General features: G+C 46.3%; 11 protein-coding genes. 1 reads left to right on the top strand and 10 read right to left on the bottom strand.

From position 1 onward, the window contains the following. Positions 1 to 38 precede the first annotated feature (38 nt). The 8 genes from V7728_RS09455 to V7728_RS09420 all read right to left on the bottom strand — a co-directional run bounded on the left by V7728_RS09455 (position 39) and on the right by V7728_RS09420 (position 8,410). A complete protein-coding gene (locus V7728_RS09455; RefSeq protein ID WP_003154094.1) occupies positions 39 to 788 on the bottom strand; it encodes a polyketide synthase in 750 nt (249 codons plus the stop codon). A 9-nt stretch (positions 789 to 797) separates the two neighbouring features. Next, positions 798 to 1,571 carry an enoyl-CoA hydratase/isomerase gene (locus V7728_RS09450; RefSeq protein ID WP_015239888.1) on the bottom strand — a complete coding sequence of 258 codons (774 nt, stop codon included), beginning with the start codon at positions 1,569 to 1,571 and terminating at the stop codon, positions 798 to 800. Then, positions 1,568 to 2,830, bottom strand: coding sequence for a hydroxymethylglutaryl-CoA synthase family protein (locus V7728_RS09445; RefSeq protein WP_099566749.1), 1,263 nt, complete (start codon positions 2,828 to 2,830; stop codon positions 1,568 to 1,570). Before V7728_RS09445 ends, V7728_RS09450 begins: the two co-directional genes overlap by 4 nt. A gap of 51 nt (positions 2,831 to 2,881) precedes the next feature. Continuing rightward, positions 2,882 to 3,130: an acyl carrier protein gene (locus tag V7728_RS09440; RefSeq protein WP_012117592.1), complete on the bottom strand. Its 249-nt coding sequence runs from the start codon at positions 3,128 to 3,130 to the stop codon at positions 2,882 to 2,884. A gap of 65 nt (positions 3,131 to 3,195) precedes the next feature. Beyond that, positions 3,196 to 5,436 (bottom strand): ACP S-malonyltransferase, encoded by a 2,241-nt coding sequence (fabD, locus tag V7728_RS09435; protein WP_099566748.1) that lies wholly within the window; start codon positions 5,434 to 5,436, stop codon positions 3,196 to 3,198. Between the two features lies 1 nt (position 5,437). Further along, positions 5,438 to 6,412, bottom strand: coding sequence for an acyltransferase domain-containing protein (locus tag V7728_RS09430; protein ID WP_060561672.1), 975 nt, complete (start codon positions 6,410 to 6,412; stop codon positions 5,438 to 5,440). Between the two features lie 136 nt (positions 6,413 to 6,548). Further along, entirely contained in the window at positions 6,549 to 7,418 is an 870-nt protein-coding gene (gene fabD, locus V7728_RS09425; RefSeq protein WP_069007012.1) for an ACP S-malonyltransferase, read from the bottom strand. A gap of 314 nt (positions 7,419 to 7,732) precedes the next feature. Beyond that, on the bottom strand, positions 7,733 to 8,410 hold the full coding sequence (locus tag V7728_RS09420; protein WP_099566747.1) for an MBL fold metallo-hydrolase: 678 nt from the start codon (positions 8,408 to 8,410) through the stop codon (positions 7,733 to 7,735). A 939-nt stretch (positions 8,411 to 9,349) separates the two neighbouring features. Here V7728_RS09420 and V7728_RS09415 point away from each other — a divergent pair. Next, complete coding sequence (locus tag V7728_RS09415; protein WP_099566746.1) at positions 9,350 to 9,559, top strand: hypothetical protein; 210 nt, start codon at positions 9,350 to 9,352, stop codon at positions 9,557 to 9,559. Positions 9,560 to 9,961: 402 nt separating this feature from the next. On the opposite strand, the gene mutL is transcribed toward V7728_RS09415, so the two are convergent. Then, positions 9,962 to 11,836, bottom strand: a complete 1,875-nt coding sequence (mutL, locus tag V7728_RS09410; RefSeq protein ID WP_043021105.1) for a DNA mismatch repair endonuclease MutL — start codon at positions 11,834 to 11,836, stop codon at positions 9,962 to 9,964. Positions 11,837 to 11,851: 15 nt separating this feature from the next. Beyond that, positions 11,852 to 14,437, bottom strand: a complete 2,586-nt coding sequence (gene mutS, locus V7728_RS09405; protein WP_099567273.1) for a DNA mismatch repair protein MutS — start codon at positions 14,435 to 14,437, stop codon at positions 11,852 to 11,854. Positions 14,438 to 14,463 lie beyond the last annotated feature (26 nt).

Raw genomic sequence — 14,463 nt, 5'->3', positions numbered from 1 at the left:
GAGCTGCCTCCATTTCATCTGTATGTAAGATGTATGTCTTATACTCCGTACATCGTCGTGATTCGTTTTTTCACTTCATCATCATGAAACGTCTCATCGTGCATGATTAACTCCTTCTCAATGACGGCCGGAAGCTGCTCGCGAAACGGCGTCACCAAGTGCCTTTTCAATGTAATTAAAGAGTTTCTCGGTTTTTCCGCAAGCTCACGGGCCAATTCCTGCGCATAGTCTAGTACTTCCTGCCGAGGAAGCACCGGAAAAGGCACCCCTCTTTTCTCCAGGTCACCGCCGCGGTAGTGGCCGCCGTTTAACAGCATTTCATGGCCGAGGCTTGCCCCAAGCTTCTCCGGAACGATAAAGGTAGCGCCCATTCCGGGGGTGAAACCGTATTTCATAAAGTTTGCGGTATACACGCTTTCTTTGCTTAAAATGACAAAATCACTGAAAAGCCCCATGACAAACCCGCCTCCGATTCCGTGGCCCTGCATGGCGGAAATGACGGGAATATCACATTCCAGCGCCAAAGAGTACATGCGGTCTTCCGTAAACTTCGTGATGCCCTGCTGAATCCTGAGCAGGCCTTCCTGTGTGCCTCCGGAAGCAAAGTAATGGCCGTATCCTGTTAAAATCACAGCTTTATAGACTGACGATTTTTTTATACGGGTGAATGCTTCCATCAATCCATCCGTCAGTTCTTTGGAGAAGGCGTTTTTATGGGCTTTATCCTGCATTGTCACTTGGATAATATCCGGTTCAATTTCGAGCAGTTCAACTGCGGCGTTCGGCATGATATCCTCCTAACTGTTCTCCGTTTCCCAAGGAAGCCGCCCCGTTTCTGCATAACGGAAGATGGCTGATTGGTTATCCGGATCTGAAAACATCGCTTGATTTTCGGCTAGAGCAATGGATTTCGAACGATGAACAAGGTCGTTTAAGGAATCCATGTATTGTTTATAGCGGATGACTGCTTTTTTCGACAGAGGGCGAAGACGCAGCAAATGCTTTCTCAGCTCTGTTGCTGAGTCCGGGACGCATACGTCACAAAGTCCCCATTCAAGCGCCTGGCGTGCCGGCACGGGCTTTGTCATAATCGTCATATAATGCGCCTTTTGAAATCCGATTCTTTGAATTAAAAACGGCAGAACGCAGGCCGGATAAAGTCCGAATAACAGTTCAGATAAACTGAACGAAGCATTCTCCTCTGCAATGACGATATCGCACGCGGCGGCAAAACCGACACCTCCCGCATTTACTTGTCCGCGGACGCGGGCGATTGTGATGTACGGCCCGGATTTTAATGCCAGCCACAAACGGTAAAGCGGCTCCTGCGATTCCGCATGCTGCATTCCCTGCCTCATTTTCCGGTACATCTCATCAAAATCCGCCCCGAAACAAAATACCTCCGGCTGCCCTTCAAGCACTACGGAGGTCACGGAGTCTTCACATTCAGAAAGAATATGCAGGCATTCCTCCACTAAACGCTCATTAATCGTATTGTTGGCTTCAGGCCGATCAAAGGTGATGAAGCAGACATTTTGCTGAAAACGGACGTTTATCGTTTCATAGGTCACGATATCCACCTGTATTTCCGATGAAATTCCGTGATTTCTTCCAAATATAAACGAGGGCTCCCGGCATGATGGTCTAAAATGTTCGGAATCATATTAATATCCAATTTGACATTCCGGGTTCCGAACTTCACCAGACCGCTGCCTTTAAACAGTTCTTCATACTCTTCCATGGACAGCCTGTATCTGTTGTTCAGATGCTCTTCTATATTGAAAGAATGCTGCCGCGCTTGCCCTTCAGGCGTCACAACGCCGCTGTAAAATTCTGAACAGCATCCGGAGCCGTAGGAAAAACAGCCGATCCGCTTAGAAGTGTCGAATCCCCCTTGGTCAATCGTGCTTGCAAGAGCCAGTAAAGAGGCTGCTCCCATAATATTTCCGACTCTTTGGCAATAGCGGAGCCCCGGCTCTACTCTGGTTTGAAAATCCTGTTCGATTTCAGCGTTTTTCGCTTTTGCAAGCTTGCGCATCATCGTCCGGTGGGCCCCTTTGACCATGCCGCCAAACGGTGTATGGAAGGCAAGATAGTGAAACGTCTCTTTGTAGTCAGCGCCCGGCACACGGTTTTTGTACTCGCGAAATGTCTGTTCACAGCAATCGAGGTAAGACATCAATGACAAATCGGCGTCACCGGCTTCACTGTCCGGGATCGGACGGCATGTATCCATCACCTCATAGCCGTAGTAGCCGTTAGCGCCCGCATCCGCCTGAAATACAATTGGATTTTCACCGATCAATAAGGCGACGGCACCCGCTCCGGCGCTCGGTTCTGCGTAAGACCAATCCTCGCTTAACGCATCGCCGCCTTCGGCAATTAAAAACCGGGAAATATCCGTCGCGACGACAAGCGCCTTCGCTCCGGGGGATGTCTGCGACAAAATAAAGTTAAGCGCCATCTGCAAACCCGCCGTTCCTGAATAACAGGCTTGTTTCAGTTCAAATAAACGGCAGTTCCGGTTGAGGCCTAAGTAATCATGAATATATGTACTGAGTGATTTTCCGAAGTCAATGCCGGACTCCGAGCAGGTAATCAGCAGCTCGATTCTGTCTTTTTCAGCCTCTGTCAATCGGTCGATAATCGGCTTTGCCGCGTTAACGCCGAATGTAACAGGGTCTTCGTACGGAAGCGCCACCGCTTTTTCTTTCATCAGTAAATTCTCAAATCTGGCAGGGTCTAAGTTTCTGTACTCCGCCAGCTGCATGACATCAAGGTATGCTGTCCCGCCAAACACATTTATCGCTTCTATTCCGGCAGCCGCCATGAACTTCGCCTCCAATATGAATTTTGAGTTTCCGATTTTTCCACCGTTTTATCAGACAGCCTGTACCTTTTCATAAAGCTTTTCCGCCAATTCGCCGATGTTTGACACTCCCGTCAGCTCAACACGCGGGATCTGCAGTGATAATTCTTCAAGCATCATCGTGATAATTTCGGCGCGGTCCACTGAATCCGCCCCCAGATCAACTAACCGGTCTTCCTGTGAAAGCTGTTCGCCTTCTAAATCAGGTAAAACCTCGTAGATTGTGTTCTGCAGCAATTCAAAGATTCTTTCTTTACTCATTGTCAGTTCCTCCCTGTTTCATCTTTTATGAATATTCCATGTTTTCAATCTATCATTTCGTCTTGTCAACACGTTTGCAAAAATGAACCTAACTTCTGATTCAAAAGCGTGGCCGTCTCTTCCATAAGCCGCATGCCGATACCATCGGCATGGCGGTTTTTCCAGGACTCCAGCTCCGTACCTTTCACCCATTGATTAAAGGCGCCTAATGCCGGGCCGCAATGAATCTGGAAGTCTACCTTGGCATCCGGGTCTCCTTTAATCGCCGAAGCAGAACTTTGCCTGAAATACCATTTGAATATGAGCGCCATTTTCTGTTTCGGATTCCGTTCGGCTTTTGAAATGTCTTCATTCGAATAATGAGCCTTCACTTTGTCATAAATACTGCTTACACTTGCCTTAAAATACTTCTCTTCTATTTGTCTGAGTGTCTTTTCATCAATTTCTTCAATTGAGCGGTGACGCTGATACAGTTCATGCAGCTTAGAGGCGCGGGTCGGAAAGAACAGCCCTTTCTTTAATACCTGCACCTTGCTGCCTGATTCAAACATATCGCCGGCCGGCGCGTAGGCCGTGTCCTGCACATTCATCTGCTGCAGGAGGTCCTTTACGAGGCCGCTCGTCGCTGCCTCAACGGTGCATTGGTTAATAGATCCGGTCACAATAAAATCAGCGCCGAGCATAAATGCAGCCATGGCAGCCTCGGGCGTTCCGATTCCCCCTGCGGCTCCGATGCGGACGGTTTTGCCGTATCGGTATTTTTTCATCATGTCATCTCGTAAACGGATGATCGCCGGCATGAGACTGTAAGCAACTCCGCCGTCAGTGTGGCCGCCTGAATCAGCCTCTACGCAGATGTCATGCGCAACGGGTATTTCTCTCATCAGACTTGCTTCTTCAGCGGTAATTTTGTTTTCGGCTGCAAGTTTCTGCAGAATGTGATCAGGCGCCGGGCTGAGAAACGCTTCCGCTACTTCCGGACGGGACAGCTTGGCGATAATCCGCTGACGCGCTATTATTTGTCCGCCGGCACCGCGTTTTAACCCCTTAGCGCGAAACCTTACTAAAGCGGGAGTAACCGTTAAAAACGCTGATGCTTCCAAGTTCTGAATCCCATGCTTCAGTAAAAGATCAATCATTTTTTCTTCTGAATCTGTATGCTTCATATTATGTACAACATTTATGCCGAAGGAACCGCCGTCACGAAGCTCATGCTGAATTGACAAAATGGCGTCCTCAACGTGCGCGATGTTCAAACCGCCCGTTCCGAAAAAGCCCATCATTCCTTTTTCAGCCAGTTTGACAACCATTTCCTTCGAAGAAATTCCGCGGTACATGCCGCCGGCCAAGTAGGCGTATTTCAATTGATAATCGCGCTTAAACTCTTCATTTCCTAAAGACGCTGCCGTAATTGAGCTTTTTCCAGCCTCAGCCGGGACTTTGATTTCATCTGTTATCGGCTCCGCTTCAGCCGTAATTCTTTGTATCAGCCCCGTCAGCACTTTTCCGGGACCGATTTCCTCAAAGCTCATGTTCTTTCTTCCCATTAAGTAACGGATGCTGTCTGTCCAGTTCACCGATCCCGTTATTTGTCCGGCGAGTGTCTCTTTCAGCTCTCTCTGCTCATAGGGTCTTGCCGTCACATTTGAAATGACCGGGATGGACAGCGGCTTAAAATGGAAAGATTCAATAAACCGTGAAAACTCTTCCTTCGCTTCCAGCATGTATCTGGAGTGAAAGGCGCCGCTGACATTTAAGCGGTGAACCATTTTTACGCCGTTTACGGCTTCAAAAACGGATGCTGCTTTTTCAATATCTTCTTTATATCCGGAAATGACAATTTGCTGCGGTGTGTTCATGTTGGCGATATCAATCATATCCAAGTGATTTTCTCTTAAAACATCCGTCACCTGCTCATGAGTCAGGCCGATCACCGCTGCCATGCCGCCTCCTTTGGCGCGGCTCATCAGTTCGCCCCTTTTTTTGACCAACTGTAAGCCTTCTTCAAAATCAAAGGCGCCCGAAGCGTATAACGCGTTATATTCGCCCAAACTGTGTCCAGCGGTAAAATCCGGTTTCAAGCCGGTTTCTTCTGTTTTTTTCAAATAACTGAGGGCATTGACGACATAGAGCGCCGGCTGAGTGAATTGAGTCTGATTGAGACGTTCTCCGTCCCGGCACAGCTCCTGAATGGAATATCCGAGAATGTGATCGGCCTTTGCGGTTAATTCAGGATAGCGGCCGAACAGGTCCTCCCCCATCCCTATTCTTTGCGAGCCTTGGCCTGGAAAAACAAAGCTGATCATCTTACAGTCTCCTTCCGGGCGGTGATAAAATGCTGTCTTCTATTTGCTGCAAATGTGTTTGTTCTTTATGAAACGGCGTCATAATGGCACGGATGCGTTCAGCCGATCCTGCAGGAAGAATCTGTTTGGCAAATGCGGCCAATGTTCCGGAAGGCCCGGCATCAATATACAATCCTTTTTGGCGGCTGTCTGCGAATTGAAGCGCTTCGCGGAATCGAATCGGCTTTCTTACGATATCCCAGAAAAAGTCCGCTTGTATATCGGTCTCAGCCCCTCCGGTCGCACTGGAGATGTACGGTATAAACGGAGTCCGGATTGATTTCTGAGCTAAAAAGCGCTTGTACGGCTGTTCCGCCTGATCAACCAGCGCTGAGTGAAACCCGTAAGATACCGGCAATAGCTGATGAGGAATCTGCTTTTCTCTCAGATCGTCCATGATCTTTTTGATATGTTCCCGCTCTCCCGAGATGACAAAGTGAGAATGATAGTTTACAGATGCCAATTCACTATGTTCGCCGAGCAGCGGATCATCTTGATATAAAGCCGGATCACCCAGTATCGCAAGCATGCTGCCGTTACGGCAAGTTTCCGTAACGATTCGGGCCTGTTCCAGCACGCAATCTAAAGCATCCTCGGCGCTCAGCACCCCCGACACAGCGGCCGCTGCATACTCTCCGAGGCTTGCTCCGATCACATAATCGGGACGTATGCCTCTTTGCTCCAAAGCATATGCAAGTGCGTACTCAGCCATAAAAATGGCAGGATGGCTGAAAAGAAGGCGGTCAAATGGATCAGACAGACGATTGCCTGTATGATACATCTCTTTAAGGACAGAGTAACCGAAACGGCTGACTGCAAAATCGTCCAAGTCAAGCATTTTCTGCCGAAAAGCGGCGTTATGTGCAAACAGCTCTTTCCCCATTTGATAGTATTGGGAACCCTGTCCAGAAAACATGAAAACAATTGGCTGGTTCATTTGTTCTCCTTTTTGCTCTTTATTTTTTCAAAATATTGATTTGTGAGTTTTTCGTGATGTCGTGTGCAGGTGAAGTGGTCGTGATGTTGTATGGCTGGCACTATTGTGTGAGATAAGAATTTTGACTTGCATTCCGCTACATGGCGGGTGAAGCTTCAGTTTCTTTTTTGATGCGGTGAATAAGTCCTGTCAGCACATGGCCTGGGCCGACTTCTTCAAATTCCATCCGCCCTTTGTCCAGCAGATAGCGGATGCTGTCGTTCCATCGCACTGAATGGTCGATCTGATCGGCCAGAACGGAGTGGATTCCGTCTTGCTCATAAGGTCTGGCATGAACATTAGAAATGACAGGAATTGATATAGCAGAAAAATGAAATGACTGTAAAAATTTTTCGAACTCTTGTTTTGCTTCACTCATATATCTCGAGTGAAAAGCGCCGCTTACGTTTAACGGATGAAACATCGTAACGTCTTTTAATCCTTCGAATACGCTTTTGGCTCTTTCAATGTCTTCTTTGCGTCCGGATATGACAACTTGGTAAGGAGAATTCATATTGGCAATATCAATCGTATGTAATCCGTGCGTTTGAAGGGCGTCTGACACTTGAGCTGCAGTTAACCCCATAACAGCGGCCATTTTTCCGTCAGTGGCCATACTCATTAATTCGCCTCTTTTACGGACAAGCTGCAGACCGGTAATAAAATCAAAAGCACCTGCTGCAAACAGCGCATTATATTCTCCCAAACTGTGGCCGGCCACATAATCCGGCTTTATGTCATTGTCTTGGATTTTTTTCAAATAGCTTAACGCGTTTACAACATATAAAGCAGGCTGGGTGAACTGCGTCTTGTGAAGGTTGGAATACGGATTCTCAAGACAAAGCCGTTTCATAGAATATCCGAGTGTTTCATCAGCCTGCTCCGTTAAGTCTTTAAATTCATCAAACAATGAGCTCCCCATTCCCTGCTTTTGAGAACCTTGTCCGGGGAATAAGTATGTGATCATTTTCTCAGCCATCCTTTCTCGGATTCAGATAAGAAGCATGTTCAAGTTGATAGTAACTTCACAAAAATACCATGTCAAGTTAATTTATCCTATGCGAACTCCTGAATAATGCCTATTTTTCCCTGTCGAAAGGCGGACTCAGGGCTTTCGGAACAGGCGTAAGCAGAATGTCCCATCCGGCCTGCCCGGCGTTCTCTTCCGCAAACTCCCGTTACTCAGCCATTCATCACCAGAAATCTAGTAATAACTTCCATTCCATTTCAGAAGTTCCTTGCCTCAAAAGAAAAGCTAGTTAGATAGAACTAAATTACACATTACTTAAAATGAAACAGCCCTTTTTGATTTTTTCTGTTGCGGAAATTCACAAAATGTTCTTTTTTTTCAATCTGAAAGTAAATATTGTTTTTCAAAAGACTCTCCATTTTTTGACCCGGCTTCTCCCCGAAGGAGTGCCCCGGATACACACGCACATGCGGCGGAATGGAGGCTTTGATCCTCTGTATACTGTGAAACATATCTTCAGCTGAGCTGCCCCTGTCCCCACATATACCGCACCCTTCTGTAAACACGGTGTCACCGGTAAAAAGATGATCAGATAGCAAATAGCACATTCCCCCGGCCGTATGTCCCGGGGTCAGTATACTTCTGATGATAAACCCTCCGGCCGCAAAGGTTTGGCCGTCTTCAAGCGCTATTAAGTTTCTGCACCGGAATTGATAGAAATCGATTTCCGCCGACGACATGTATATATCAGAATGATAGATTTGCTGAAGCGGCTTCGCCAAGTTTACATGGTCATAATGCGAATGTGTTAATAAAATAGCTGATAAATCAACATCCAATTCATGCAGTTTATCGGTTATTTTATCGATTTCCCAGGACGGGTCCACCGCTATCGCAGATTTTTTTGAGCGGTCTGCGATAATATAACAATAGTTGGACCACATCTGGTGATAAGTTTTGATTTGATGCACTTCATATGTATGATCCATTGTCACCATTCCCATTTAAAAGATCCGGGCAGACTGCTGCCGCCGCCCAGCCGACTGTAACCACTTTACCAGATGACACCACGTTTTTCCATGGATTTTCCGGTAAAGTTAAAAAAACTTTCTGCTCCCGCCAAAAGCACCAGTCTGGACCTTTTTTACAAATTGCTATGCTGATATATAAGTAAATCAGAATATTAATTTAGATGAATTCTTTAGGGAATTTTATTCAGAAAATGAAGGATGAATATGAGTTTCGGATAAAAAGAAAACAAATTGAGCTTTTGTTTTGAAAAGCAATTGCCGAAGCGGCCGAAGGGGATAATCAGTTTTTAGAAATGACCCGCAATCAAGACTATTATTTCAATCCTTTTCTTCAAGATAAACTAAACCATACGGGCTCTCGAAATATATCAGAATACCTTAGTTCTTACACCGAATTCAACGTTATGTTGACATTAACATAATTGAACTTAGAAAAGTACGGCGTAATTTACACTCTTTTCAAATCAGCCCTAGCTGCAACAATTCACGAAAGCGTCGCGCAGCTTTTTACTGTGCAAAAACAAAACTAACATAAAATCATTAAGTGTAAAAAGTAAATATAAAATATTAAACATTAGACAAATAGACTATGTTATATGGGTCGGAGTTTACTGCTCAAGGTAAATTGCCCTGGGATGCAATACCTGCTAAAGCTGCCTATGGGTAGAATCGGCGTTTTGAAATAATTCTTAATACGATCGACAATTTTACTGGTGCAGTGGAAGATGCGTGCTATGCGGGTGCTCTAAAAGAACTGGCAACCCAACAGCCGCTTGGCGGATTACTAAAACTCTTAGGCTTTTCATTTAAACGGGGCTATTGTTGGTGTTTAACAAATTTATCCTGTGTTAAGCTTTAAAGTGATTATTTTCTAAAGTGCTAAGATCGGAGGTAACTATGGAACATAAAAGTAATGCTGAACCGAGCCCAAAAGCTATAAAAATTCTAACTTACATTATTCCTATAGTTTTAATAGGGCTTATCCTTGTTCTTAAGAATATTAATACCGCAGCAGCAGAACTTTCATTTTATATTGTTGCTATCGGTGTGGTTCTCTTAGTGGTTTTCAGTTTGATCAAAAATAGAAAATACCGCAGGAAGAACTAAATGTAAGGGGGGGCTAATTACTAGTCCCCCTTGACTGACTTGCGGATAGTATAACCCGCCAAATTCCAATTTTATTTAAATTCTTCACAAATAACATGAGATTTTTCAGGAACCGTTTTCTCCAATTATTTCACTATTAATGCAGTCAATGGACGATATAGACGGTTACACCAAACACAGGATACTACATCGCCAATCCCAAATACTCTCCAAAAACAATTTTTATATGACGGAAAAGCAGCTGGATGTTAAACAAATCATTTTCATGATTGACGGCATACCGATGCACCAATTATGCCAGAAATTAAAAAACTCAAAAGTTATCTCTGAAAGGCTGGGTCATTCAAACTAGTAAGGCTGCTTGTAGGCAAATAACGGTTTAGTCTCACATAAACGTTGTTATTACATCACACGCTTAAACATCTTCTCCATCTCATACGTACTGTGGTGGATAATGATCGGCCGGCCGTGCGGGCATGTGAACGGGTCTGTCGTTCGGCGCAGGTCGTCCAAGAGCGCTTTGATTTCGTCGTTTCGCAAATGGCGGTTCGCTTTGATTGAGCCTTTGCAGCTCATCATAATGGCCGCTTCCTCCCGCAGTTTTTTAATATCGATCTGTTTGGCGTCAAGCACCTGCTGAATGATTTCTTCAATCAGTTCAGCTTCTTCCCCTTTTGGAAACCAGGCCGGATGGCAGCGGACGATGTAGCTGTTCGTGCCGAATGCTTCTAAAAATACTCCGACGCTTTCAAGCTCATGCTGATGCTGGTCAATAATCAGCGCTTCATTTGCCGCGTAATGAAAGGTGAGCGGCACGATCATATCCTGCACTTCAGGCTCGACCTGCCCGACTTTCTCCCGGAAATATTCGTATTTAATCCGTTCTTGGGCCGCATGCTGGTCAATGATATACAAGCCGTTTTCGTTTTGGGCTAAAATATATGTCCCGTGCATTTGGCCGATCGGATACATCACCGGAACTCTTTCTTCCCGTATTTCTTCAGAGACAGCTTCCGGTTCCGGAGTATCGGAAACAGGCGCTGCCGTTTCGGGCATACCGATCTTCGGCGGCACATCGTGATCCGCTTCATTCGGGAGGATCTCTTCTTCTATTATTACCGGCTCAGGCTCTTTTACGACCGAACTCAGCTTCATTGGTGAGTAAGACGGCTCCGGCGTTTTTTCAGGAAGTTTCCGCTCAGGCGCGCTTTCCTCGAATGTCATAAATTGCTGTTCGTTTTTGGCCGGCGCCGGCGCTGATTTTTTCGGGAGCTGGGCGCTCGGAATAAGCCGCTGCTTTTGAAACACTTCCTTTATCCCGTCACGGATCAGCTCATGCAGCTCCGTCTCTTTGCTGAGGCGGACTTCAAGCTTCGACGGATGGACATTGACATCAACCAAAATCGGGTCCATCGTAATTTCGATAAACGTAATCGGATGGCGGCCGATCGGCAGAAGTGTGTGATAGCCCTCATGCACCGCTTTTACAAGCGGGAAATTCTTAATGTATCTTCCGTTAATGACAGATGACATGTAGTTTCTGGATGCACGCGTGATTTCCGGAAGCGCAATGTAGCCCTTGACTTCAAAATCAAGCGAGCTGACATGGAGCGGTATCATTTTTTTCGCAACCGCCGTCCCGTAAATTGCGGCCAGCACATGGCGCACATCCCCGTTACCGTTTGTCTGCAGCAGATTTTTCCCCTGATGGCGGAGACGGATCGATACTTCCGGATGCGCAAGAGCGATCCGGTTGACAACATCCGTAATATTGCCGAGCTCCGTATGCACGGTTTTCATATATTTCAATCTGGCGGGTGTATTGAAAAACAGGTTGGTAACGATAATCTCCGTTCCTTTTCTGCTGGAGGATTTCTGCTCAGAAATGATATTCCCGCCCTGAAGAATGAGATGGGTTCCCGCTCCCTCGCCGATGCTCGTTTTGATTTCCAGATGAGAAACAGACGCGATACTTGGCAAAGCTTCTCCGCGGAAACCGAGTGTTCTCACCCGGAACAGGTCGTTTTCATCTTTGATTTTACTGGTCGCGTGGCGGCGGAAAGCCCGCTTGCAATCATCGGTTTCCATCCCTTCGCCGTTATCGAGCACCCGAATCGACGAAAGCCCCGCTTCCTCTATGTCGATTTCAATGACTGTGCTGTTTGCGTCGATGGCGTTTTCCACCAATTCTTTAACGACTGAGGCAGGCCGTTCGACCACCTCGCCGGCCGCTATTTTATTTGAAAGTTCATCTGACAGCTGGATGACTTTTGCCAAGTCCGTCACCTCTTTCTATTTTAATTTTTTTTGCAGCTTGTACATTTCGTTCAACGCTTCAAGCGGCGTCATATCGAGAATATTGATTGACTTAAAGGCTTCAAGCACTTGTTTTTCTTTATTAGAAACAGCCGGTGCCTTCTGTTCTTTTTCACCGTCAGCAAAAAAGGACAGCTGTGCCGGTTCTTCTCTGACGGCGGACTTTTTCTCAGATACCGCCGGAAGCTCCGGCTTATCTCCCGTCTGCTCAAGCTGTTTCAAAATCTCCTGCGCGCGGCTGATCAGATCGTCCGGGAGCTCGGCAAGCTGGGCGACATGAATGCCGTAACTTTTATCTGCGGCTCCTTCTTTGATTTGATGGAGAAACACGACCGTTCCGTTATATTCCTCTGCGCGCACATGAACGTTTTTCAGCTGAGGAAGCTTATCTTCAAGCACCGTCAGCTCATGATAATGCGTGCTGAACAGTGTTTTAGCGCCGATATGATCATGGACATACTCAATAATCGCCTGTGCCAGCGCCATTCCGTCGTACGTTGATGTCCCGCGGCCGATTTCATCAAACAGGATCAGGCTGTCTTTTGTGGCGTTCACAATCGCGTTTTTCGCTTCAAGCATTTCCACCATAAAGGTGCTTTGTCCGGAAATCAAATCATCCGCTGCCCCGATTCTCGTGAAGATTTGATCAAAAATCGGCAGAACCGCTTCTTTTGCGGGCACAAAGCAGCCGATCTGGGCCATGATCGATAGAAGTGCGATCTGTCTCATGTACGTGCTTTTACCTGACATATTCGGACCTGTAATCAGGAGCATTTCCCGCGAATCGCCCATCAGGCAGTTGTTCGGGACGTATTCTTGACTGTCCATCACCTTTTCAACGACGGGGTGTCTCCCTTCAATGACTTTTACTTCATTATCAGAAAAGACGGGCTTTGTGTAATGCCTGTTTTCACTGATCGTAGCAAAGCATTGCAGTGCGTCCAGCTCACTCATTTGTTTGGCAAGACGCTGCAAGCGCGGAATAAATTGTTTCACCTTTTCACGCAGTCCGGCAAAAAGCTCATATTCCAGCTCGCAGATGTTGTTTTCCGCTTCTAAAATAAGCGCTTCTTTTTCCTTCAATTCCGGCGTAATGTACCGTTCGGCGTTTGTGAGGGTCTGCTTCCGCTCATACCGTCCGTCTTCAAGCAGATGAAGGTTTGCTTTTGTGACTTCAATATAATAGCCGAACACTTTATTGAAACCGACCTTTAATGAACGGATGCCCGTATAAGCGCGTTCCTGCTGCTCCAGTCTGGCAATCCAGTCTTTACCGTTTTTGCTGGCGTCACGGTACTCATCGAGCTTCTGATGATAGCCGTCTTTAATTAAATTGCCTTCTTTTAACGATAACGGCGGGTTTTCATGAAGGGCTTCTTCTAACAGGTCAAGCAAATCTCCGCACGGATCAATCAAGCCGGCGCGTTCTTTTGCTTTTTTATGGTTAAGAGACCCTACAAGCTCTTTGATGCTCGGCACTTGTTTTAAAGATTCTTTCAGCTGGATTAAATCCCTTGCGTTGACGTTTCCGAATGCGACCCGGCCCGCCAGACGTTCTAAATCGTATACTTCCTTCAGGCGCTCTCGCAGATCTTCACGCTCAAACAGATGATTGATCAGCGTCTCGACCATTTCCTGGCGTTCCTCGATTTGGGATGCCCTGATCAGCGGGCGGTCAATCCATTGTTTGAGAAGCCGGCCGCCCATCGCTGTTTTCGTCTCGTCTAAAAGCCAAAGCAATGACCCTTTTTTGCTTTTCGAACGGATCGTTTCCGTCAGCTCAAGATTCCGTTTTGAATACAGGTCAATTTTCATCGCTTCTTCCAATTCATATACTTGAACCGGCTGCAGATGATCCAGGCTCCGTTTTTGCGTTTTCTGCAAATACGTATATAAACGCATAAACGTCTCTGTCAGCTCTTCGCCCGGCAAGTGATTTGCGATTTCAATGCGTTCTGTTATTTCCCCGTCTTCGATGGAAATCGTGGCGCCGCACCGTTCTTTCAGCTGAGCAGCTGTATGTTCGTTAAACTTGCTTGATACGACAATTTCCTTTGCGCCGACTGAGTAAATTTCTGACATGACATCTTCAATCCGCTCAATAAATACGGCCAGGTTTTCTCCGGTCGTTAAGTCCGATAAAGCGAGACCGTATCCGTCACGGAATTCGGAAACGGAAGCGATAAAGTTGTTTTCCGATTCATGAATGCCTTTTCCATCCATCACGGTTCCCGGTGTGATCAGCTGGACGACTTCTCTTTTTACAACGCCTTTAGCCGCCTTCGGATCTTCCGTCTGCTCACAGATCGCCACTTTATAGCCCTTTTTAATCAGCTGTTCAATATAAGCCGCCGCGGAATGATACGGCACGCCGCACATCGGAATTTTATCAGCCGAACCTCCGTCTCTGCTTGTCAGTGTAATTTCAAGCTCTTGTGACGCTTTTTTTGCATCTTCAAAAAACATTTCATAAAAGTCACCAAGCCGAAAAAATAAAAAGGCATCTTGGTGCTCTGCCTTTATCTTCAAGTATTGCTGTATCATAGGCGTGTAACTAGCCATCATTTAATCCCTCACTATGTATCTTC

Source organism: Bacillus sp. JHAA (assembly GCF_036961585.1).
Taxonomy (GTDB): domain Bacteria; phylum Bacillota; class Bacilli; order Bacillales; family Bacillaceae; genus Bacillus; species Bacillus velezensis.
This window is presented reverse-complemented; position numbering and strand designations above follow the sequence as displayed.